Origin of the sequence: Amycolatopsis sp. CA-161197 (assembly GCF_050942255.1) — a bacterium.
In the GTDB taxonomy this organism is placed as follows: Bacteria; Actinomycetota; Actinomycetes; order Mycobacteriales; family Pseudonocardiaceae; genus Amycolatopsis.
In genome coordinates, this window is the sequence record NZ_CP192059.1 from 1,501,419 (window position 1) to 1,522,127 (window position 20,709).

Here is a 20,709-nt window from a genome sequence, read left to right on the forward strand (position 1 = left end):
GATGCGAACATATGTTCGTGTCGACCGAAGGCCCCATCCTCCACGCCGACCTGGACGCGTTCTACGCGTCGGTCGAGCAGCGCGATGATCCGCGCCTGCGCGGCCGGCCCGTGATCGTCGGGGGCGGGGTGGTGCTGGCGGCGAGTTACGAGGCGAAGAGGCTGGGCGTGCGGACCGCCATGGGTGGTGCGCAGGCTCTGCGGCTGTGCCCGCACGCGGTGGTGGTGCCGCCGCGGATGGCGGCGTACAGCGCGGCGAGCAAGGCCGTGTTCGAGGTCTTCCGGGACACCACACCGGTCGTGGAGGGGCTCTCGATCGACGAGGCGTTCCTGGACGTGGGCGGGCTGCGGCGCATCGCGGGCAGCCCGTCGGAGATCGCGCGGCGGCTGCGGGCCGAGGTGCTCGCGCGCGTCGGCCTGCCGATCACGGTGGGGGTGGCGCGCACGAAGTTCCTCGCGAAGGTGGCCAGCGCGGTGGCGAAGCCGGACGGGTTGCTGGTCGTGCCGCCCGAGGGGGAGCTGGAGTTCCTGCACCCGTTGCCGGTGGAGCGGCTGTGGGGCGTGGGGAAGGTGACGTCGGAAAAGCTGCGCTCACGCGGGATCCGCACCGTGCGGCAGGTGGCGGAGCTGCCGGAGGTGGACCTGGTGTCGATGCTCGGCCGGGGAGCCGGGCACCACCTCCACGCGCTGTCGCGTGGTCTGGACCCACGTCCGGTGCAGGTCGGCCGGCGCCGCCGGTCCATGGGGTCGCAGCGCGCGCTGGGGCGTCGGCGGCGGTCGATGGCGGAGCTGGACGAGCTGCTCGTGTCCATTGTGGACCGGCTGGCCCGGCGGCTGCGGTCGGCGTCGCGGCTCACGCGGACGGTGGTGCTGCGCATGCGGTTCGCCGACTTCACGTTGGCCACGCGGTCGCGCACGCTGGTCGAGGCCACCGACCACACCGAGACGTTGCTGGCCGCGGCGCGGAAGTTGTTGGTGGAGGCCCAATCGATGGTCTACGACCGCGGGCTCACACTGCTGGGGATCTCGTTCTCGAACCTGACGCCGCACGGGTCGGTGCAGCTGGTGCTGCCGTTCGAGATCGAGGACGGGGTGGCCGTCGACTCGGCCGTCGACGGGATCCGCGACCGGTTCGGCAGCGCGGCGATCACGCGCGGGTCGTTGCTCGGACACGACCCCGGGATGTCGGTGCCGCTGCTGCCGGACTGATCTCCACTGGGATTTGCCGGCATCAGGTGAAAAACTCACTGTGGATCAGCGGCGGGTGCGCTGAATGGCCCTGTAACGAACGAAGGGCTTCGGGCGACGGAGGGGCAGCTACGTTTTCCCGAGTCTTCCCGAAAATGCCAGAGCGGTACCCCTCGGACGAAATAGTGAGAAAGCATGGACAAGCAAAGACGCCGGCGCGGTATCACCATTCTCTCGGTGGTGGCGGCCTCCGCCGCGGTGCTGTTCGTGGCGCCCGGAGCGGCGCTCGCCGCCCCGCCCAGCAGCGCGATCGACGTGAGCCCCACGAGCCTGCAGCGCGGTGAGACCTTCACGGTCACCGAGACGCTGTACAACCCGCAGGACTTCACCGTCACCGGCGCCAAGGCCGCGCTGTACGGCAAGGAGACGCCGATCACCGACGTCGCCGACGTGGTGTCCTGCGACGTCCCGTGCGGCGTGCTCGGCAGCAGCCTCCGCGCGACCGTCGGCGACCTCGCGCCGAGCCAGGGCGCCACGGTCACCTTCACCCTCAAGGTCAAGGACACCGCCCCGGCCGGCTCGGTCACCCTGCAGGACCAGTTCGTGGGCGACAACTTCGCCTTCGAAACCCTCGACGGCCCGGCCATCACCATCACCCCGGCCACCGACTCCGCCGACGTCGCCGTGTCGCTGACCGCCGCTCCCGCGGGCGTCCTCAGTTCGGAGATCACCTACACGATCACCGCGAAGAACAGCGGCCCCGCCACCGCCACGGGCGTCAAGCTCCAGGCCACGCTGCCCAACGGCCTGCAGTACTCGAAGTCCTCCAGCTGCGCGGCTTCCGGCCGCACGGTCACCTGCAACGTCGCGTCCCTCGCCTCGGGCTCCTCGGCCAAGGCGAGCTTCACGGCCCGCGCCGGCCTCCTGACCATCGGCACGCTCACCACCACGGCCCAGCGCCAGGCGAGCTCCCCGACGGACCCCAACCCGGTCAACGACAAGGCGTCGCGCTCCTGCCACGCCGTCACCAGCCTGCTCATCAGTTGCTGACCTCTCTCCGTGAAACCGGCCCGGCACCCTTCCCCCCGGGGTGCCGGGCCGCTTCACGTCGCGCGGGTTAATGCGCCGGTGGACTTTTTTCCGCACTCACCCGATCGGGTCGACGAGACATTTTCCACGCGGTCTGTCCACCCTGCCGGGATAACAATTCATCTCCGGCCCTATTTCGCTCGTCACACGCGCCCGAATGAGTTCTTTCCGCGGTTCAGGCGCGGTCGTGGAGAGTGACCTGGTAGCCCTCGGGGTCGGCGAAGGTGAAGGTCCGGCCGAAGGGACCGTCGATCGGCGCGGAGACGATGGTGTGGCCGTCGGCGACGAGCGCATCGTGAATGGCCTGGACGTCAGTGGCGTGCAGCCAGATCGCGGCACCGATACCCGGCTGGGCGACGGACGCGAGATCGGTGCCGGGAACGACGTCGCGGAGCGCGAACGCGATCGGCTTCGTCTCGAAGACGACGGCGTGCGGAGGTCCGGCCGGCGAGCGGACGAGGCCGAGGTACTGCTCGTAGAACGCCTGCGACGCGTTGAGGTCGCGCGCTTGGAGTGAGATGAAGTCGGGGCCGGTGACGGGCATGACGAAGCTCCTCTTTTCGTGTCAGTCTTCTGACACGAGGCAATCTATGTCAGAATGCTGACATGAGTCAAGAGGGCGTCGACCTGGACAAGTCACTGGGCTACCTGCTGAAGGAGGCGTCGAGCGCCCTGCGCGCAGCCATGGAGGAGGTGTTGCGGCCGCTCGGCATGACCGTGACGCACTACTCCTGCCTCGAACTGCTGGCCCAACGACCGGGCTTGTCGAACTCCGAGCTCGCGCGGGGCGCGTTCGTGACCCGGCAGTCGATGAACGTGCTGCTCCAGACCCTGGAACGGGAGGGGCAGGTGACCAGGCCCGCGGAGGCACCGGTCGGGAAGGTTCTTCCCACGCGGCTCACGCCGCGCGGCCGGCGGCTGCTGGAGAAGGCGACCGTGGCGGTCCGGTCTGTCGAGGTCAGAATGCTGACCGGCCTGACCGGGACCGAGCAGGAAGGCGCGTTCCGGATCCTGCGGAGCATGATCCATTCCCTGCGCGAGGGCAGCTGAACCTCGAGCGGTCACGCAGAACGACGTGGTGCCGCGACGGAACCTCCGCCGCGGCACCATGCTGTCAGAAACCCATGCGCTGTCAGAAACCCATGCGCTGTCGGAAACCCGCGCGCAGTCAGAAGCCCATGCGGCAGCCCGACAGCACGATCTCCTGGCCGAGCAGCGTCACGACTCGCACGGCGTACTGCGCGAGCTGACCGTTCGGTCCGGTGACCGTCTCGTTGAGGTGCACCGTCGCCACCCCGGGGATGCCGATGGTGACCGGGCCGGTGCCGATCGGCTGGCCGTTCAGCGTGCCCACGCGGGAGGACCCGTGCAGACCGGTCTCATCGGCGACGCAGGACGTCTGGATGTCCTTCAGCGAGATCACGCCACCGAGCAGCGAAGCGCCCGAGACGAGGGCGCCCGCGTCGGTGCGGCCGGTGGCCGCGTCGAGGGTGCAGTCGGCGTGGAGGGCCTGGACGGAGGCCAGCCCGAGCACGTTCAGCGAAGCCGTGGTGTGGTCGCTGTTCGGCGGGCAACCGGCGAGCGGCGTCTTGCTGACGTTGATCAGGCCGCTCGCGCTGAGCGACCACGCCTCGGCCCGCACGTACGACACGATCTTGACCACGGCGGTGGCCGCGTCGCCGTCGTCGTCGGTCACGGTGACCAGCACGTTGTGCGCGCCGACGCCGGTGAAGGCGTGCGAAGCGGTGCAGGTGCCCGAACCCGGCGTCTCGGCAACGGCGCCGGTGGCCACCGGCGTTCCGTCACCGAAGTCGACCGTGCAGGTGTGCGTGTCGTGCGTGCCGATGTCGGTGAACGGCGCGGTGACGCCGATGGCCGCGCCCCGCAGCACGAGCTGTCCGTCGGGCGGCGACGAGATGCTCACGTGCGGCGCGACGTTCGTCAGCGTCAGCGTGGTCGTCTTCAGCACAGCCGGGTGCAGGCTGTCGTCGGCCGAGAGCGTGAGCGTCCACACGCCGTCGTCGTCACAGGTCACCGTCGTCGACAACGCGGCGGAATCGGCGAAGGCACAGGAAGTCCCACTGTCCACACCGGACTGCGGAGTCGCGCTCCAGTGCGTGGCAAGCGAAGGACCGTCCGGATCGGACACCGAACCGGCCAGTGAAACCGCCGTGCCCTCTTGGCCCGCGTACGGGCCACCGGCCACCACCACCGGCGGATCGTTCACGATGATCCGCACGATCGCCGTCGCCGCGCCACCGTCGTCGTCGGTCACGCGCACCAGCACGTTGTACGTGCCCGAAACCGTGTACGCATGCGAAGCCGTGCAGGTGCCCGAGCCCGGGGTCTCCGAGACCGAACCCGTCACGAGCGGCGAACCGTCGGCGTAGTCGACGGTGCACGTGTGCGTGTCGTGCTTGCCGACGTCGGTGAACGGCGCGGTCACCGCCACCGCGGCCCCGTGGTCGAACACCGCGTCGGTGGCCGGCGCGGTGACGCTCACGTGCGGGGCCACGTTCGACACGGTCAGGTTCGCCGTGCGCGAGACGGGCGGGTTCACGCCGTCGTCGGCGGTCAGGGTGAGGGTCCACACGCCGTCGTCGTCACATGTCACGGTGGTGCTCAGCGCAGCCGCGTCGCCGATCGAGCACGTCGCGCCAGCGTCGACGCCCGAGCCCGGCGCGATGCTCCAGTGCCGTGTGCCGGCCGGACCGTCGGGGTCGGTGACCGTGCCGGCCAGCGAAATCGCCGCGCCTTCCTGACCCGCGTACGGGCCACCCGCCGAGACCACCGGCGGCGCGTTCACGATCACGTGCGTGCAGTCGGCCACGGTGCCCGGGCCGCCGCCGTCGGTGCCGTGCGCCGTCACGCACAGCTCGTGGCGCCCCGGCGCGAGGGGGCCGGTGGCCACGGAATACGTGACGGACGCCGGGCCCGTGCGGGGCAGCCCGGGGTTCACGTTCGTCACCGGCGTCGCGCCGCCGCCGTCGACCGACAGCGTCAGCGCGCTGAGCTGCGAGTCGATCACGCCCGGGAGCACGTTGGGCAGGCTGGCGGGGTCGGGTACGGCGGTGCAGGTGCCGCCGGTGAGGTCGGCGATGGCCTGCAGGCTCGCCGGGTACGAGGTGCCGGCGCAGCTCGCGCCGGCACCGACGGCGAACGTGTAGTACGTGACGCTCGCGGGCACCGAGCTCAGCGGCGGCCGCACGTCACCGGCCGCGATGCCGTCGGAGAGGAAGACCACGATCTTGCGGTTCTCGCTCTGCGCGTTGGTCACGGTTTTCGCGGCGTTGATCCCGGCGACGTAGTCCGTGCCGCTCGGGAAGTTCTTCGCGGTGAACTTGCCGACGCCGCCGATCACGGCCGAGTCGAGGACCTCGTTGATGTCGCGGGTGCCGTTGCCGTTGTCGTCGGCGGTCGGGGTGGTCAGCGGCTGGTCGCCGGCCGCGGGACGCACGTCGGCCGCGGCGCCGCCGGTGCCGAACACGGCCGCGCCGACGCTGCCGATCACGGTGTTGGGGGCCGCCGCGTCGTTGTTGAGCGCCTTGGCCGCCGCGATCTCGCAGCCCAGCACGGTGGTGTTCGCGCAGCCGGAGCCGGTGCTGCCGGACACGTCGAGCACGTAGGTGAGCCCGGTGTCCTTCACCGCCGCGCCGGTGCCCACCGACGCGGTGCCGGTGACGGTCGCGGGGCCTTGGGGGATCACGGTGTCCTCGGCCGGCCCGGTCACGGTGACCGCGATGCTCGTCCCGCCCGGCAGGTTCCCGGTCACGGCCGCGGCCGGTATCGCACTCATGGCAAGAGCCGTCACGGCCAGCGTTGCGGCGCCGGCCCACATTCTCGGTCTCAAGGCTTCACTTCCCCTTCGTCGATCGGGATCAACGGTGGGAAAGTCGCCGCCGCACCTGCGGAGTTACTCGGCCGATGCGGTGAGTGACGCAGGGTGGCCGTCACCGGTTCCGCGTGAAACCAGTTCCCGGAGCCGGTCGAGGTCTTTTCGCGCCGACGGTTTTCCGGGCCGGTCGCGTGCCGAACGCAGATCCGCCAGGTGTGAAAGCCCGGAAACCACGACCTCCAACGGCGGGCCGCTCGCCGTGAGTTCGGAAAGCCGTTCCGGCGGCGCCGTTTTCGCGGGTTCGACGAGGAACGGCAGAACGAGCTTGTGGTGGTGGTAGGTGTACGCGGCGCCGTGGGCGCGGCACACGGCGAGGAACAGTTCCGCGTTGCGGCTCAGCTGCGGGCCGGGTGCACTCTCGGCTTCCCGCAGGAACCGCGTGAGCAGTGATTCCTCGTCGCCGATCGCCCGCAGCCGCACCTGGTCTTCGGGGGTCACGTACGGGTACTTCTCCACCACCACGTTCTGGTAGAAGGGATCCCGCGTAGTCGCCAGTCCCAGCAGGACGTCGAGCTCGTTGATCGCGGAGAAATCGCCGGCGTTCGCCCCGCGGTATTCGGCGTTGCCCACTCGGTACGTTTTGAAGTACGGTCGGACGTTGAAGAAGAACCGCTCCACGTCCAGCGTCTTCGACAGCGTCCGGTTGAACTGCAGTACGTCTTCCAAAGCCGCCCGAGCCGTTTCCAGTAAATACGCGGAAAGCGGACTCGACACCCCGATCGGAACAATCCGCCGAACGGCCTCGGCTGCGCGTTGGTACGCGAAAACGGCCAGCCCGTTGTTGGTCAGGAAAACAGCCTCGTCCTCGAGAGAAGTGAAGGTCTGGAACTGCCCGCCACTGGCCGGGTTGTACATCGCCTGGTGCGCGAAAACGAACCGCGGCGCCACACCCAGCGAGGACCCGAGCAACGATGCCAGCGACCAGGCGGACGACAGCTCCTCGGCACCCGGCGCAACCGATTCGTGCCTCCGGCAGGCAGCGAGGTGGTAGCCCACCATGCCGAGAAGCTGGTACTTCTCCCGCTCTACCACGGGTAGCGCGCCCTCGTCGAGGATGCGGCCGATCAGGTGGTGGCCTTCGGTGACGATGGCGCGCTTGAGCTCGTCCAGCTCGGGACGGCCGCCGAGCACCTCGCGCCGCTCGGCGAAGTACGCCTCTTCCAGCGCGGTGTTGTACTCGACGAACTCGTTCCTGATCCACCGGTCGAACCGGGCCACGGAAGTCGTCACCGCTCCGACGATATCCGCGCCGCTACAGCCGGTCGAGCCCGCCGAGCATGCGGTCGAGCACCTGCGTGCGGGACTCCGGGTCGTACGCGCCGACCGGCGGGTGGGCGTAGAGCAGCTCCTCGCCGACCAGTTCGTCGACGAGCTCGCGCGCGGTGCCGATCGAAAGGTTCAGATACGCCGACAGCTCGGCGACCGACACCGTGGACACGCACAGCCCGCACGCGCTGCCGTAGGGCTCCCGCAGCAGGCGGCTCAGCCGTCGGCCCAGCTCGGTGGTCGAGACCAGTGTCTCCAGCGCCAGCTCGTGGCTGACCGGCGCGGGCGTGCGGGTGCGCGCGTACGGCCGCACGAGTGGCAGGTCACCGGCACCCTCGGCGGGGTCGGACACGCGGTGGCGGCCCGGTGTCCCGTCCGGCTCGGTCATGCCGCCACCTCCTCGCGCTCTGGTGGCAGTACAGCACCGTGATCACCGCCGTGCCAACTCCGCGCGGCAAATTCTGTCCGAAGTGGACCTGATGCGGACCTGAAAACGACGGCGGCCGGGGCGCGGCGCGAACGCCCCGCCCCGGCCGGCCGGCCGGATGGGAATGATCAGGCCGCTTCGGCCTTGGCGCGCGCCTTGTGGCGCCCGCGCAGGTCGAGCTCGATCTGCTCGAGCGTGCGCCCCTTGGTCTCGGGGACCAGCCACTTGGTGAGGCCGAACAGCACGACGTTGATCCCGGCGAAGAGGAACATCGAACCGCCGAGCCCCAGCGCGCCCGGATCGGAGATGATCGGGAAGATCGCGCTGATGATGCCGGTCGCGGCCCACAGCACCACGCTGCTGATGCCCATGCCCGCCGCGCGGACCTTGAGCGGGAACACCTCGGCCATCATCACCCACACGACCGCGCCCCAGCCGAGCTCGTAGCCCACCAGGTAGAGCACCATCGCGACGAGCATCAGGATGCCCTTGGTGGTCACGTCGTCCACCTCGATCACGATGAACCCGGCCGCGACGAGCGTGATGACCATGAGCACGTTGCCGATCAGCAGCAGCGGCTTGCGGCCCCAGCGGTCGACCACGAACACCACCCACGCGGTGAACAGGAACTTCGTGACACCCAGCAGCACACCGGACAGCAGCGCCGCCTGCGTGGCGAAGCCGAGGCCGATCAGCATGGTCGGGAAGTACGCGTTGACCGCGTTCACGCCGCTGAACTGCTGGCCGACGGCGAGCAGCAGAGCCACGATCAGCATCGGGCGCACCATCGGCGCCCACAGGTCGCGGAAGCGCGTCTTGGCCGATTCCGTGTCGAGGCGGATGACCTCGCGGATGGTGCTGATCTCCTTGTCGACGTTCACCGAGTTGCCGTGCGAGCTCTTGAGCACCGAGCGCGCCTGCTCCTCGTGACCGTTGGCGACCAGCCACCGCGGCGTCTCGGGCAGGAAGATCAAGCCCACCAGCAGGATCACGGCCGGCACGACGGCACCGGCGAACATCAGCCGCCAGTTGCCGGACGGGCCGAGGCCGTAGCTCACGAGGAACGCGATCAGGATGCCGAGCACGATGAAGATCTGGTTGAGCGCGCCCATGGCGCCGCGCTGGCGGGCCGGGGCCAGCTCGGACAGGTAGGTCGGCACCGTGGACGAGGAAAGCCCGATGCCGACACCGATCACGAGCCGCGAGACGATCAGCAGCGCGAAGCTCGGCGAGACGCTCGCCGCGATCGTGCCGATGATGACGATGACCGCGGCCACCATGATCGTGCGCCGCCGGCCCAGCTTCTCGTTCATCCGCGAGGAGAAGACGGCACCGATGATCGCGCCGACCGACAGGCTGGCGGTGATCACGCCCTTGTCCCACCCGGTCAGGTTCCAGGTCTTGCCGATGAACGGCAGCACACCCGAAATGACACCGAGGTCGTAACCGAACAGGATGCCGCCGAGGGCACCGAAGAAGTACAACGTGGTCCTGTTGATGGGCCGCCGCGCCGCGGCTGTCTGTGTCATAACCGAGCCGTCTCTTTCCGGTGCTGGCCGGCCGGTGCGGTTCGCCGGTGGGGACCAGCGCCGTCGGCCGAACATGGTGGGTCTCGAATAGCCGGTTTTTCCCTGGCAGGGCGCCGGACGCGTTCCGGCGAACTTCGCCGTACACCGTCACACGCAGCCCATCCGGGGGCAATACACCGGCTGATAACTATTCAGTCACGTGACTGGCATTCACATATGTGGACAAGGTAAGAGCGAAAGTGCGCAGGTCAGGCGCAGTGGTACAGACAATCCGGATTTCCGGGGTTGTCTCGGAACCGCGTGCATACGCCGTTCGTCGTACGGTGTCGTCTGGTCACCTGGGGAAGACGAGGTACGCGCATGGGTGCGGGGTTCGAAGTCGTTCCGGCGACGGTGAGCGAGGCGGCGGGGCACGCCCACCGCGCGGCCGCGGCGGTGCGTCCGGTGGATCTGGCCGGCGCGCTCGGCGGGATCGCGACCGGACTGCCGGGCGGCACGAGCGTGACCGCGGCGGCGCGGCTGAGCGAGGTCTGGCACGAGGCCGTGCCGCAGTGGGCGACCGACACCGAGGCCTACGGCGGGCAGCTCGACGACGCCGCGCGCGGCTACCGCGGCACCGAGCAGCAGGCCACGAACGACGTGAACGGGGCAGGCCGGTGATCACCTGGGGCGACGTGCGGAGCTGGAACGCCGGGGCGGTCGGCACGGTGGCCGACCTGCTGAACCAACGCTGCGAGCAGCTCCTGGCCGCCGACGGCGACGTCGAAGGCATGTCGCGCCTCGACGGCTGGACCGGAGACGCCGCAACGGCCGCGCAGGCCCGCGGCACCGCGTTGACCACTCGCCTCGAACAGCTCGTCGCCGAGGCTTCGGCCGTGCGGCGCGGCGCGCACGAGACGCAGCTGGCCGTGGAACGCATCTCCGCCGACGTCCGCGACACCGACGAGTTGGCCGCGCACAACGGGTTCGCCATCGACGACGGCGGCTGGGTCACGACCGTGCCGGGCCCGGGCGCGGCGCCCGACGAGCGCATTCGCGTCGAGCTGTCCGACCGGATCGAGCAGATCCTGCGCCAGGCCACCGACGTCGACGCCGATTTCGCCGGCATCCTCACGCGCGCGGCGAACGGCGAGATCACCGACCAGGGCGCCACCACGCTCGCGCAGGCGGCCGACGCCGGCACCGCGCAAAGCGGCTTGTCGACGATCGGCCCGCCGCAGGGTGGCACGCCCGGTGACAACCGCGCGTGGTGGGACAGCCTGTCGACCACCGCGCAGGGCACGATCCTGCGCGACAACCCGGACCTCGTCCGCAACCTCGACGGCGTCCCCGTGAAGGACCGCGACGCCGCCAACCGGCTTGTCCTGCAACGGGAAATGACCCGGCTGCGCAACGATCCGAGTGACGACGCGAAGGCGAAGCTGCGCGGGCTCACCGACATCGACAACCGGCTCAAGGACACCGGTCCCGGCAAACCGCAGGCGTACCTGGTGCAGCTCGACACGAGCGGCGACGGCAAGGCCGTGGTCGCCGCGGGAAACCCCGACACAGCAACGGATGTCGCCACGTACGTGCCCGGCACCGGCAGTGAGCTCTCGAAGATCGGCGGTGACCTCGGGCGCTCGGACAAGATGTGGCAGTCGGCGACGATGGCGGGCTCACCCTCGCCGTCCGTGATCACCTGGGTCGGCTACGACGCGCCGGACGAGCTGTGGGACGCCGCCGGCGAAAGCTATGCCGATCACGGAAAAGCCGACCTGTCGAAGTTCGAGGAAGGCCTGCGCGCCTCGCACGACGGCGCGCCTTCGCACAACACCGTGCTCGGCCACAGCTACGGCACCACCGTGGTCGGCCACGCCGCGCGCGACGGTGGCCTCGACGCCGACGAGCTCGTGTTCGTCGCGAGCCCCGGCGTCGGCGTCGACCACGCGAACCAGCTGCACCTCGACGGCGTGCCGCAGGACCAGGTGGCGCAGCACGTGCACTCCACCGTCGCCGAGCACGACATGATCAAGATCACCAACGTCGGCGTCGCCGGCCACGACCCCCTCGGGCCAAGCCCGACCGGCTCGGACTTCGGCGGCCAGGTCTTCGACTCCGCGCCGGGCACCAAGGGCCCGTGGTACGAGGGCGGGCTTTCCGGGGCGGCGCACAGCCAGTACTGGGAGGACAACAACCCCTCGCTGCGCAGCTTCGGCCGCATCATCGCGGGGAAGCCGGGGTGAGCGCTCGCCGCGCGCTCGCCGCGCTGACCGTCCTGCTGACCTGTGTCGCCTGCTCCCCCGGAGGTGGGGCCATGGAAACCACGATGACCGAGAAACAAGCCCACGACCGGGTCGAGGACTACGTGCGCGCCGCGTTCGAGGCGCTGCCGCCCGCGGCGTCGCGCACCTTGTTCTCGCAGAACCGGTCCGAGTGCACCGACCCGACCGACGACGGCCCACCCGGGCGCTTCGAGATCTCGGTGACCTACGAGATCACCGGGGTGCAGGTGGCGGCGTTCGGCCAGTACTTCGACGCCGTGGTCACCTGGTGGCGGGCGCACGGCTTCACCGTCGTCATCGACCGGCGGCCGACGGACCAGTACGTGTTCGCGCGCAACGCTTCCGACAGCTTCGACATGTCGATCCAGGCCAACGAGCTCGGCAAGCTGTACCTCGGGGCGACCTCGCCGTGCGTGTGGCCGAACGGGGTGCCGGAAGCCGCGGGGGAGCCCGCGGAGACCGCGGTGGCCGCGACGCCGGAGCCCGAGCCCGCGCCGAAACCGCAGCCGCGTCCTCGTCGTGCGGCGGTGGACGACGAGGACTTCGGCGAGACGAACTGGTCGGACGGCGGAACGGCCTTCTGACTCAGGCCGACCGCACGGCCGGGTAGCCGCCGTCGACGCTGAGCGTGGTGCCGTGGATGTTCAGCGCGTCGTCGCTCGCCAGGAACAGCACGGCGTTCGCGATCTCCTCCGGCTGGCTCGCCCGCCGCGACGGGAGGGTCGCCAGCATCGGCCGCACGTGCTCCAGTGCTTCGGCCGAACCCGCGATGCGCTCGGTGAAGGTGGGTCCGGGCGCGACGGTGTTCACGCGCACGCCCGACGGTCCGTACTCCGCGGCCCACGACTTCGTCAGCGAGTGCACGGCGGCCTTGGTGGTGCTGTAGAGGGCGGAGCCGGCCATGCCGTCGAGGCCGTTGATGGAGCCGAGGTTCACGATCGCGCCGCTGCCGCGCGCGGCCATGCCCGGCGCGAGCAGGCCGGTGAGCAGCATCGGCGCCTTGATGTTCACGGCGAGCGCGGCGTCGATCAGCTCTTCGGCCACGTCGGCGGTGGGCGAGGGGAAGATCAGCAGGGCGGCGTTGTTGACGAGGATGTCGAGCGCGCCACCCGCTGCCTGTTCGGCGGCTTGGGCGAGCTCGCGCACGGCCGCGCCGGTGGTGAGGTCGGCACGCACGAACGTGGCGCGGCCGCCTGACTCGGCGATCCCGGCGGTCACCTTCTCGCCGCGTTCGGCGTCGCGGCCGCTCACCAGCACGTGGGCGCCCTCGGCGGCGAACGCGCGCGCGACGGCGACGCCGATTCCGCCCGTCGAACCGGTGACGAGCGCGGTGCGGCCTTCGAAACGTGAGGTCACGGTGGAGCTTCCTTTCGTGGAATGGACTGGCGGGTTCAACCGTGCCCGCGCTAAATTGGACCGGCAAGTCCAGACCGCGAAGGGGTGGCCGTGACCCAGACGCTCACCAGCAAGGGCGCCGCGACGCGGCAGCGCATCGTCGAGGGCGCCGCTGCCGAGATCCGCGAGCGCGGGGTGTTCGACACCACGCTCGACGACGTCCGAGCGCGCACCGGCACGAGCAAAAGCCAGCTTTTCCACTACTTTCCCGACGGCAAGGAGCAGCTGCTGCTGGCCGTCGCGGAGTTCGAGGCCGAGCAGGTGCTGGGTTCGCAGCAGCCCTACCTCGGCGCGCTGCACACGTGGGACGCGTGGCAGTCGTGGCGCGACACCGTGGTGGCGCACTACACCGAGCAGGGCCGGCACTGTCCGATCAACGTCGTGATGTCGCAGCTCGGCCGCAACACCCCGGGCGCACAGGCGGTGTCGACGCAGCTCATGGAGCGCTGGCTCGCCGAGCTCGCGGCCGGCATCCGGCACCTGCAGGCGGCCGGCGAGGTCGGACCGTCGGTCGATCCCGCGCGAGCGGCGTCGGCATTGCTCGCCGGGCTGCAGGGCGGGGTGATGATGCTGCTGTCCACGGGGTCGTCCGCGCACCTGGAGAACGCGCTGGACGTGGCGATCGAGAACCTGCGGCGCAGCTAGTCGGATCGGGATACCACGAAATGTGCGCGGTATCCTGCAGCTGTGGAAACAGTCGCGGATCCCGAGGTCGTGCGGGCGTTGCGCGCACTGGCCAACCCCGTGCGGCTGCATCTGCTCACGTGGCTGCGGGACCCCGCGCAGCACTTCCCGCTCGACGGCGGGGTGCTCGACGTCGGCGTGTGCGTGAGCCACATCCAGGCGAAGGCGGGCCTGGCGCAGTCGACGGTGTCGGCCTACCTCGCGGAGCTGGAGCGCGCGGGCCTGGTGCGGTCCACGCGAGTGGGGAAGTGGACCCATTACCGGCGCGACGAGGAGCGGATCGCCTCGCTGGTTTCGGTGCTGGGTCGGACGTTGTAGGTCCAGGTGTTCTCAGCCCCGGCTCCTTGGTTGCGCGTCATATCGTAATTCTGCGATACTTCGATACGTGACGCGAGCAGATGCTGTGGACGGGCTGGGCAAGTTCGGGATCTGGACGTTCGACTTCGAACACCAGCCCGCCGCTTTGATCCGGGATTCGGTGCAGGAACTGGAAGAACACGGCTGGCGCGCGATCTGGGTGCCGGAACTGCTGGGCCGCGAAGCCTTGACGCACGCGGGTTTCCTGCTTGCCGCGACCCAGCGCGTGCACGTCGTCAACGGCATCGCCCAGATCTGGTCCCGCCAAGCGCGGTGGACCCAAGGCGCCGCCCACCTGCTCGCTGACGCCTACCCCGGCCGCCACGTCCTCGGTCTCGGCTACGGCGGCGCCTCCCGGCCGGACGTCAAACCGCTGGCCGCCATGGCCGCGTACCTGGACGAGATGGACGCCGTGCAGACTCCGAACCCCGCGCCGGCTTCACCGGTCCGCCGCATCCTGGCCGCGTACGGACCGAAGATGCTGGAGCTGGCCCGCGACCGCGCTTCGGGCGCCCACGCGTACCACGTCACCGTCGACCACACGGCGCAAGCCCGCGAGATCCTCGGCCCGGACACCTTCCTGGGCGTCGAGCACGCCGTCCTCTTCGAGCGCGATCCTTCGGTGGCCCGCGCCGTCGCGCGCGCGCACCTGGCGCGCTACCTGACGTCGAAGTACAACGTCGCCAAGTTCCGCCGCCTCGGCTACTCCGAAGCCGACACGTCCCACGGTGGCTCCGACCGCCTCGTCGACGCCCTCGTCTTCTGGGGCGACGTGGACACCGTCGTGGAGAAACTCCGCGGCCACCTGGCAGCGGGCGCGGACCACGTCGGGATCCAGGTCATCGGCACTTCACCGGGAGCCTCGGCCATGCCGCACTGGCGTCGCCTGGGCGAAGCCCTCCTGCCCGAAAGCTGAACCGCGGAGCGCGGGGACCCTGCAAACGCGAACGGGCCGGCCCACTGAAGTGAGCCGGCCCTGCGCGACCCGGTTACCCGGGGTCTGGGACGAGGTTCAGGCGTTCTTGATCGCCGAGACCTCGAACTCGAGGGTGACCTTGTCGGACACCAGCACGCCGCCGGTCTCGAGCGCGGCGTTCCAGGTGATGCCGTAGTCCTTGCGGGAGATCGTGGTGGAGCCCTCGAAGCCGACGCGGTCGTTGCCGAACGGGTCCTTCGCCGAGCCCTCGAACTCGAAGGGGATGGTGATGGACTTGGCAACGCCCTTGATGGTCAGGTCGCCGGTCACGTCGAAGCTGGTGTCGCCGGTCTGGGTGATCCCGGTGGACACGAAGGTGATCTGCGGGTACTCGTCCATCGAGAGGAAGTCGTTGCTGCGGATGTGACCGTCGCGGTCGGCGTTGCGGGTGTCGATGCTGTGCGCCTGGATGGTGACCTTGGCGGTCGAGTTCGCCGGGTTCTCACCGTCGACGGTGAAGGTGCCGTCGAACTCGTTGAACGCACCGCGGACCTTCGTCACCATCGCGTGGCGGGCGACGAAGCCGATGCGGCTGTGGGCGGCGTCGATCGTGTACTCGCCGGTCAGCTGGGGGTAAGTGGTGGTCGCGCTGGTCATGGGATCTCTTCCTTCGGGTTCGCTCCCCCAACCACTTGGTTGAGGGCTCAACAAGACTCTAGCCCACATAACCTGATTGCGCGAGCAAGTATTCCGGTAGACTGCCCATATGGTGGACAGAGTGCCGTTGAGCAGGGAAGAAGAGGCCGTGTGGCGGCCGCTGACGCGGATCATCACCGTGTTGCCGCGGGTGCTGGAAGATCATTTCGTGAACGAGACCGGCATCTCGATGACCGACTACACCGTGCTCGTGTCCCTGTCCGAGGCCGAGGAGGGGTGGCTGCGGCTGTCCGACCTGGCCAAGGCCACGGCGCTCTCGCTCAGCCGCATCAGCCGCGTCGTCGACAGCCTGGTCAAGCGCGGCCTGGTGGAGAAGGCCAAGTGCGAGAGCGACGGCCGCGCGGCCAACGCGTCGCTCACCGAATCGGGTCGCGCCAAGCTCGCGGGCGCCTACCCGGGGCACCTCGCGCGCGTACGGTCGCACTTGTTCGACCACCTGACCCCCGAAGAGATCCGCGGCGCGGGCCCGATCCTCGCCCGGGTGGCCGCGGCGCTGGAGCCGGACGGCCCCCAGCCGTGCCCCGAGTGACCTGCAACCCTTCGACGAAAGTGGTGCCATGACTGCCGACAAGGGCGAGTTCAAGCGCGACCAGAACTACCTCGCCGACCGCATCACCGCCGACGGCCGCGACGGCTGGCCCGTGGAGCCCGGCCGCTACCGCCTCGTGATCGCCCGCGCGTGCCCGTGGGCCAACCGCGCGTCGATCGTGCGCCGGCTGCTGGGCCTCGAGGACGTGCTGTCCATGGGCATCTGCGGGCCGACGCACGACCAGCGCAGCTGGACGTTCGACCTCGACCCGGGCGGGCGCGACCCGGTGCTGGGCATCGAGCGCCTGCAGGAGGCCTTCTTCAAGCGCGACCCGCAGTACCCGCGCGGCATCACCGTGCCGGCGATCGTCGACGTGCCCACCGGCCAGGTCGTGACCAACGACTTCAAGCAGATGACGCTCGACCTGTCCCTGGAGTGGCGCGCGTACCACCGCGAAGGCGCGCCCGACCTGTACCCGGAACCTCTGCGTGACGAGATCGACGACGTCGCCGACAAGGTGTTCCGCGACGTGAACAACGGCGTCTACAAGGCCGGTTTCGCCGGTTCGCAGGAGGCGTACGAGAAGGCGTACGACGCGCTGTTCGCCCGTCTCGACTGGCTCTCCGAGCGCCTCGCGAACCAGCGCTACCTCGTCGGCGACACCATCACCGAGGCCGACGTGCGGCTGTTCACCACGCTCGTCCGCTTCGACGCGGTGTACCACGGCCACTTCAAGTGCAACCGCGAGAAGCTCACCGAGATGCCGGTGCTGTGGGCCTACACGCGTGACCTGTTCCAGACCCCCGGATTCGGCGACACGATCGACTTCGACCAGGTCAAGGAGCACTACTACGTGGTGCACCGCTCCATCAACCCGACCGGCATCATCCCCGCCGGGCCCGACCTGTCGGGCTGGCTGACGCCGCACGGCCGCGAGGAGCTGGGCGGCCGTCCGTTCGGCGACGGCACCCCGCCCGGGCCGCCGATCGAAGGCGAGCAGGTGCCCCCGCTGGCGGCGTGACGCGTTTCGCCACAGCTGGGCCCACGAGGGCAGCACCCTTACCCGAGGTCTCCCGGACCCGCGCCGACGCCGCCGGTCCGGGAGACGCTCGCGGGTAGCGTCGCGCTCATGACGAGGGTGGTGTTCCTGCTCGCACCTCAGGCGTACCTGCTGGACATCGCGGGCGCGGCCGACGTGTTCCTCGCCGCGCGCTCGCTGGGCCTGCCCTACGAGCTGGCCTACTTCGCCGAAGAACCCGACGTGCCCACCGCCGAGGGCCTGCCGGTGCGCGCTTCGACCCGCGTCCCCGTGCTCGGCCGTGACGACATCCTCGTGGTCCCCGGCGGCGCCGGGTTCACGCCGGGCGTCGCCCCGGCCATGCCACGCGGGCTCGACCTGCTGCGTGTCCACCACTCCGCGGGCGGCCTCGTCGCGAGCGTCTGCGCGGGCACCGTCGCGCTCGCCGAGGCGGGTCTGCTCGACGGCCGGCGCTGCACCACCCACCACGACCTCCAGGACGACCTCGCCCTGCGCTACCCGGCCACCACCGTCGTCCGCGACGTGCTCTACGTCGTCGACGGCCGCGTTGCCTCCTCCGCCGGCATGGCCAGCGGCATCGACCTGGCGCTGCACCTCGTCGCCAGCGCCCACGGTCCGGGCGTCGCGGGCCGCATCGCGCGTTCGCTCGTCTTCTACGCGCGCCGCAACGGCCAGCAGCCCGTCACCGGCCTGCTCCGCCACCGCAACCACCTGTCCGACCTGGTGCACCGCGTGCAGGACCTGATCGAGACGCGCTACGCGGAACCGCTGCGGCTTTCGTCGCTGGCGCGGGAGCTGGGCTGCAGCGAGCGGACGGTCACGCGCCACTTCGTCGACGCCGTCGGCATGACTCCGTTGCGCTATCAGCAAACGCTGCGGCTGGAACACGCCGAGCACCTGCTGGCCGACGGGTCGACGCTCGAGGCGGCGGCCCGCAGCGCGGGTTTCGCGGACTCACGATCATTGCGGTCGCTGCGGAAGTCGCAGGAACTGCAGCACCAGTAGCCCGGCGTGAACCCGCGCCGGCTCAGCCACTCGAAATCCCTTACACCGCAACCCGTCCGCCGTCCACCGGCAGCACCGCGCCGTGGATGAAGCTCGCGCCACCCGTCACCAGGAAGACGATCGCCGCTGCGATCTCTTCCGGGCCGGCCGGGCGCCCGGCCGGCGCGAGGGACGCCAGCTGGTCCAGGCTCTCACCCATCGCGGCCGTGCCGTCGGTGCGCGTCGGCCCGGGGCTCACCGCGTTCACCCGCACGCCGCGCGGCCCGAACTCCGCGGACCACGACTTGGTGAGCAGTTCGAGCGCGGCCTTGCTGGATCCGTACAAGCCCATCCCCGCAGCACCGAACTCGGCGACCATGGTGGACACGTTCACGATGGATCCCGCGCCCCGCTCGGCCATCGCCGGCGCCAGCGCCGCGACGAGGAAGTACGGCGCCTTCACGTTCAACGCGTACACCGAGTCGAAGTCCGGCTCGGTGGTGTCCTCGGTGGGGCCGAAGGGAAAGATGCCGGCGCTGTTCACCAGCACGTCGACCTGACCGGTCACCGCGAGCGCCCGGACCGCGAGGTCCCGCGCCGACGCGGCGTCGGCGAGGTCGGAGCCCAGGAACGCGGCCTGCCCACCGGCGGCGACGATCTCCTTCACCACCTGCTCGCCCCGGCCGGCGTCGCGACCGCTCACCAGCACGTGCGCACCGAGCTTGCCCAGCGCGACCGCCGTGGCGCGCCCGATGCCGCTCGTGGCGCCGGTGACCAGAGCGGTGGTTCCCGACAGTTCTGCCGTCATTTCGTTCACTTCTCCCGAGTCCGCCGCGCTTTCGTGCGCGGTCGCCTCGTTCAAGCGAAACGGCCCGGTCAGCCTTCCGACCCGGCGATACGGCTCGCTTATGGCGCCTATAAGACGTCCAAGGCCGCCACGAGATGTCCGAGGTCGCGGCGGTGCGAGGAGGCCGGCCACACCGCCCACGTGCGGCGCACGAGCGGGGATCCGACCAGCGGGCACCACGCCAGGTGCTCGGGGATGGGCTGCGTCCAGTTCGGCGGCGCGAGCGTGAACGCGCCGCCCGCGCTCACGGCGGCGAACTTGAGCTCGGAGATCAGCGAGTGCCCGGCCGTCGGGTCGGGGCCGATTTCGAGACCGTGCGAACGGAAGATCGCGGTCACCTCGTCGTACCACGCCGGGCTGCCCTCGCGCGGAAACCCGATCCACTCCAGCCCGGCCAGTGCGTCGAGGCGCACACCGTCGGGGCCGGCGAGCTGGTCGGCTTGGGCTTTCGACAGCAGGACGCCGAGGTTCTCCGCCAGCACCGGCATCGCGTCGAGTTCGGGGCCGACGGGGTGTTCACGGACCAGGCCGAGCTCGAGCTCGCCCTTGCGCAGCAACGCGAACTGTCCGGTCGTCGAGGCGTGCACCACCTGCACCCGGGTGTCCGGGAACGCGCCGGCCAGGTCGGCGAGGGCGCGGGCCATGAGATCCGGCGGCAGTTCCAGCGGCATCCCCACTCGCAGCGGGCTGCCCGACGCGTGCCGCGTCACCGTCGCCACGGCTTGATCGTGCCGCGCGAGCACGGCGCGTGCCTCGCCGGCCAAGGTCATCCCGGCTTCGGTGGGCTGCACGCCCGCGTTGCTGCGGACCAGCAGCTGCACCCCCAGCTGCCGCTCCAGCGCCTGCACCGTCTGCGACACCGCCGGCTGGCTCACGTGCAGCCGCCGCGCCGCCGCCGACAGCCCACCTTCGTCGACCACGGCGACGAAGGCCCGCATCTCCCGGATCTCCATGCCGTCCATCGCACCACGAACCCCGGGACGCGGCTCAGCCCGCGTCGAGCACGATGCGCAGGAGCTCGTCGGGGCCGTCGCGCATGAGGTCGTGCTTGCCGTCGAGGGCGTGGACGTTCCACAGTGGATCGTCGAGGAGCCGCTCGTACGTCGGCTGGAACGGCGAGCCGCCGTCCCACTCCTTCGCGTACCCGGTTTCGGCCACGCTCAGGTACCACTCGCGCTGCCGGTCGTCGGTGAGCTGCCAGCAGGATTCACCGTCGCGCGGCACGAACGCGTCCACGTACACCAGCGCGTCGACCAGGTCCGGCACGCGATCGGCGGCGCCGGTGATCACCATGCCGCCGTAGCTGTGGCCCACGAGCACGGCGTTCTCCACCCGCTCGGCCTCCAGCGCGCCGACGAGGTCGCGCAGCTGCCCGGTGAGCCGGTCGAAGCACCAGCCGCCGTGGCAGGCGCCGGGCACGAGCACGTAGGTCGTCACGGCGACCACGCTAAAGGCGGTCCCCGGAGAGGTCCACGGCGTTGAGCTCCGTCGAAAAGCGCTGGTCGGAGGCCAGGTCAGCGCCGCGTCAGCACCTCGACGACGTGTTCAGCCGCAAGATCGTTCGCCGACAGGTTCGGTGCCGGG

Annotated in this window: 22 protein-coding genes; 12 read left to right on the forward strand and 10 right to left on the reverse strand. The window is 70.2% G+C overall.

What is annotated here, in order from left to right:
* Positions 1–11 precede the first annotated feature (11 nt).
* On the forward strand, positions 12–1,208 hold the full coding sequence (gene dinB / locus ACQPXB_RS07390) for a DNA polymerase IV (RefSeq protein ID WP_432850316.1): 1,197 nt from the start codon (positions 12–14) through the stop codon (positions 1,206–1,208).
* A 174-nt stretch (positions 1,209–1,382) separates the two neighbouring features.
* Positions 1,383–2,237 carry a hypothetical protein gene (locus tag ACQPXB_RS07395; RefSeq protein ID WP_432850318.1) on the forward strand — a complete coding sequence of 285 codons (855 nt, stop codon included), beginning with the start codon at positions 1,383–1,385 and terminating at the stop codon, positions 2,235–2,237.
* Positions 2,238–2,451: 214 nt separating this feature from the next.
* Here the strand turns inward: ACQPXB_RS07395 and ACQPXB_RS07400 are convergent, their stop codons facing one another.
* A complete protein-coding gene (locus ACQPXB_RS07400; RefSeq protein WP_432850320.1) occupies positions 2,452–2,820 on the reverse strand; it encodes a VOC family protein in 369 nt (122 codons plus the stop codon).
* Between the two features lie 62 nt (positions 2,821–2,882).
* Here ACQPXB_RS07400 and ACQPXB_RS07405 point away from each other — a divergent pair, with 62 nt between their 5' ends.
* Entirely contained in the window at positions 2,883–3,326 is a 444-nt protein-coding gene (locus ACQPXB_RS07405; RefSeq protein ID WP_432850322.1) for a MarR family winged helix-turn-helix transcriptional regulator, read from the forward strand.
* A gap of 118 nt (positions 3,327–3,444) precedes the next feature.
* On the opposite strand, the gene ACQPXB_RS07410 is transcribed toward ACQPXB_RS07405, so the two are convergent.
* The 4 genes from ACQPXB_RS07410 to ACQPXB_RS07425 form a co-directional block, all read right to left on the reverse strand.
* The gene (locus tag ACQPXB_RS07410) at positions 3,445–6,048 is read right to left on the reverse strand and encodes a choice-of-anchor P family protein (protein WP_432850324.1); all 2,604 of its coding nucleotides are present in this window, start codon (positions 6,046–6,048) and stop codon (positions 3,445–3,447) included.
* Between the two features lie 141 nt (positions 6,049–6,189).
* Positions 6,190–7,401 carry a monodechloroaminopyrrolnitrin synthase PrnB family protein gene (locus ACQPXB_RS07415; protein WP_432850326.1) on the reverse strand — a complete coding sequence of 404 codons (1,212 nt, stop codon included), beginning with the start codon at positions 7,399–7,401 and terminating at the stop codon, positions 6,190–6,192.
* Between the two features lie 22 nt (positions 7,402–7,423).
* A complete protein-coding gene (locus tag ACQPXB_RS07420) occupies positions 7,424–7,825 on the reverse strand; it encodes a DUF742 domain-containing protein (protein ID WP_432850328.1) in 402 nt (133 codons plus the stop codon).
* A 167-nt stretch (positions 7,826–7,992) separates the two neighbouring features.
* Positions 7,993–9,393: a sugar porter family MFS transporter gene (locus ACQPXB_RS07425; RefSeq protein ID WP_366578769.1), complete on the reverse strand. Its 1,401-nt coding sequence runs from the start codon at positions 9,391–9,393 to the stop codon at positions 7,993–7,995.
* 360 nt (positions 9,394–9,753) lie between these two features.
* Between ACQPXB_RS07425 and ACQPXB_RS07430 the strand changes: the two genes are divergently transcribed.
* The 3 genes from ACQPXB_RS07430 to ACQPXB_RS07440 are packed head-to-tail and all read left to right on the forward strand — an operon-like array spanning position 9,754 to position 12,241.
* Positions 9,754–10,053 (forward strand): hypothetical protein, encoded by a 300-nt coding sequence (locus tag ACQPXB_RS07430; RefSeq protein WP_366578771.1) that lies wholly within the window; start codon positions 9,754–9,756, stop codon positions 10,051–10,053.
* Entirely contained in the window at positions 10,050–11,618 is a 1,569-nt protein-coding gene (locus ACQPXB_RS07435; RefSeq protein WP_432850331.1) for an alpha/beta hydrolase, read from the forward strand. The genes ACQPXB_RS07430 and ACQPXB_RS07435 overlap by 4 nt, the downstream gene beginning before the upstream one ends.
* On the forward strand, positions 11,615–12,241 hold the full coding sequence (locus ACQPXB_RS07440; RefSeq protein ID WP_432850333.1) for a hypothetical protein: 627 nt from the start codon (positions 11,615–11,617) through the stop codon (positions 12,239–12,241). Before ACQPXB_RS07435 ends, ACQPXB_RS07440 begins: the two co-directional genes overlap by 4 nt.
* A 1-nt stretch (position 12,242) precedes the next feature.
* On the opposite strand, the gene ACQPXB_RS07445 is transcribed toward ACQPXB_RS07440, so the two are convergent.
* Positions 12,243–13,013: an SDR family NAD(P)-dependent oxidoreductase gene (locus tag ACQPXB_RS07445; protein WP_432850334.1), complete on the reverse strand. Its 771-nt coding sequence runs from the start codon at positions 13,011–13,013 to the stop codon at positions 12,243–12,245.
* A 90-nt stretch (positions 13,014–13,103) separates the two neighbouring features.
* Here ACQPXB_RS07445 and ACQPXB_RS07450 point away from each other — a divergent pair, with 90 nt between their 5' ends.
* The 3 genes from ACQPXB_RS07450 to ACQPXB_RS07460 all read left to right on the forward strand — a co-directional run bounded on the left by ACQPXB_RS07450 (position 13,104) and on the right by ACQPXB_RS07460 (position 15,009).
* Positions 13,104–13,697, forward strand: coding sequence for a TetR/AcrR family transcriptional regulator (locus ACQPXB_RS07450; protein ID WP_432850336.1), 594 nt, complete (start codon positions 13,104–13,106; stop codon positions 13,695–13,697).
* A 42-nt stretch (positions 13,698–13,739) separates the two neighbouring features.
* Positions 13,740–14,054 (forward strand): ArsR/SmtB family transcription factor, encoded by a 315-nt coding sequence (locus tag ACQPXB_RS07455; RefSeq protein ID WP_432850338.1) that lies wholly within the window; start codon positions 13,740–13,742, stop codon positions 14,052–14,054.
* Positions 14,055–14,121: 67 nt separating this feature from the next.
* Entirely contained in the window at positions 14,122–15,009 is an 888-nt protein-coding gene (locus tag ACQPXB_RS07460) for a TIGR03620 family F420-dependent LLM class oxidoreductase (protein ID WP_432850340.1), read from the forward strand.
* 96 nt (positions 15,010–15,105) lie between these two features.
* Here the strand turns inward: ACQPXB_RS07460 and ACQPXB_RS07465 are convergent, their stop codons facing one another.
* Positions 15,106–15,666 (reverse strand): YceI family protein, encoded by a 561-nt coding sequence (locus tag ACQPXB_RS07465; protein ID WP_366578785.1) that lies wholly within the window; start codon positions 15,664–15,666, stop codon positions 15,106–15,108.
* Between the two features lie 109 nt (positions 15,667–15,775).
* Between ACQPXB_RS07465 and ACQPXB_RS07470 the strand changes: the two genes are divergently transcribed.
* The 3 genes from ACQPXB_RS07470 (at position 15,776) to ACQPXB_RS07480 (ending at position 18,299) form a co-directional block, all read left to right on the forward strand.
* Positions 15,776–16,255 (forward strand): MarR family winged helix-turn-helix transcriptional regulator, encoded by a 480-nt coding sequence (locus tag ACQPXB_RS07470; RefSeq protein ID WP_366578787.1) that lies wholly within the window; start codon positions 15,776–15,778, stop codon positions 16,253–16,255.
* 28 nt (positions 16,256–16,283) lie between these two features.
* Positions 16,284–17,276 (forward strand): glutathione S-transferase family protein, encoded by a 993-nt coding sequence (locus ACQPXB_RS07475; RefSeq protein WP_386949078.1) that lies wholly within the window; start codon positions 16,284–16,286, stop codon positions 17,274–17,276.
* Between the two features lie 108 nt (positions 17,277–17,384).
* A complete protein-coding gene (locus tag ACQPXB_RS07480; protein WP_386949075.1) occupies positions 17,385–18,299 on the forward strand; it encodes a GlxA family transcriptional regulator in 915 nt (304 codons plus the stop codon).
* Between the two features lie 40 nt (positions 18,300–18,339).
* Here ACQPXB_RS07480 and ACQPXB_RS07485 read toward each other — a convergent pair whose 3' ends face one another.
* From ACQPXB_RS07485 to ACQPXB_RS07495, 3 genes are all read right to left on the reverse strand, one after another.
* Positions 18,340–19,086: an SDR family NAD(P)-dependent oxidoreductase gene (locus tag ACQPXB_RS07485; protein WP_366578793.1), complete on the reverse strand. Its 747-nt coding sequence runs from the start codon at positions 19,084–19,086 to the stop codon at positions 18,340–18,342.
* A 107-nt stretch (positions 19,087–19,193) separates the two neighbouring features.
* Positions 19,194–20,078: a LysR substrate-binding domain-containing protein gene (locus ACQPXB_RS07490; RefSeq protein ID WP_432850344.1), complete on the reverse strand. Its 885-nt coding sequence runs from the start codon at positions 20,076–20,078 to the stop codon at positions 19,194–19,196.
* A 34-nt stretch (positions 20,079–20,112) separates the two neighbouring features.
* A complete protein-coding gene (locus tag ACQPXB_RS07495) occupies positions 20,113–20,562 on the reverse strand; it encodes an alpha/beta hydrolase (protein ID WP_432850346.1) in 450 nt (149 codons plus the stop codon).
* Positions 20,563–20,709 lie beyond the last annotated feature (147 nt).

Coding starts and splice junctions, on each gene's coding strand:
- ACQPXB_RS07425 (WP_366578769.1), bottom strand. CDS start 9,393: ATGACACAGACAGCCGCGGCGCGGCGGCCCATCAACAGGACCACGTTG.
- ACQPXB_RS07475 (WP_386949078.1), top strand. CDS start 16,284: ATGACTGCCGACAAGGGCGAGTTCAAGCGCGACCAGAACTACCTCGCC.
- ACQPXB_RS07395 (WP_432850318.1), top strand. CDS start 1,383: ATGGACAAGCAAAGACGCCGGCGCGGTATCACCATTCTCTCGGTGGTG.
- ACQPXB_RS07485 (WP_366578793.1), bottom strand. CDS start 19,086: ATGACGGCAGAACTGTCGGGAACCACCGCTCTGGTCACCGGCGCCACG.
- ACQPXB_RS07490 (WP_432850344.1), bottom strand. CDS start 20,078: ATGGAGATCCGGGAGATGCGGGCCTTCGTCGCCGTGGTCGACGAAGGT.
- ACQPXB_RS07480 (WP_386949075.1), top strand. CDS start 17,385: ATGACGAGGGTGGTGTTCCTGCTCGCACCTCAGGCGTACCTGCTGGAC.
- ACQPXB_RS07400 (WP_432850320.1), bottom strand. CDS start 2,820: ATGCCCGTCACCGGCCCCGACTTCATCTCACTCCAAGCGCGCGACCTC.
- dinB (WP_432850316.1), top strand. CDS start 12: ATGTTCGTGTCGACCGAAGGCCCCATCCTCCACGCCGACCTGGACGCG.
- ACQPXB_RS07430 (WP_366578771.1), top strand. CDS start 9,754: ATGGGTGCGGGGTTCGAAGTCGTTCCGGCGACGGTGAGCGAGGCGGCG.
- ACQPXB_RS07470 (WP_366578787.1), top strand. CDS start 15,776: ATGGTGGACAGAGTGCCGTTGAGCAGGGAAGAAGAGGCCGTGTGGCGG.
- ACQPXB_RS07420 (WP_432850328.1), bottom strand. CDS start 7,825: ATGACCGAGCCGGACGGGACACCGGGCCGCCACCGCGTGTCCGACCCC.
- ACQPXB_RS07405 (WP_432850322.1), top strand. CDS start 2,883: ATGAGTCAAGAGGGCGTCGACCTGGACAAGTCACTGGGCTACCTGCTG.
- ACQPXB_RS07465 (WP_366578785.1), bottom strand. CDS start 15,666: ATGACCAGCGCGACCACCACTTACCCCCAGCTGACCGGCGAGTACACG.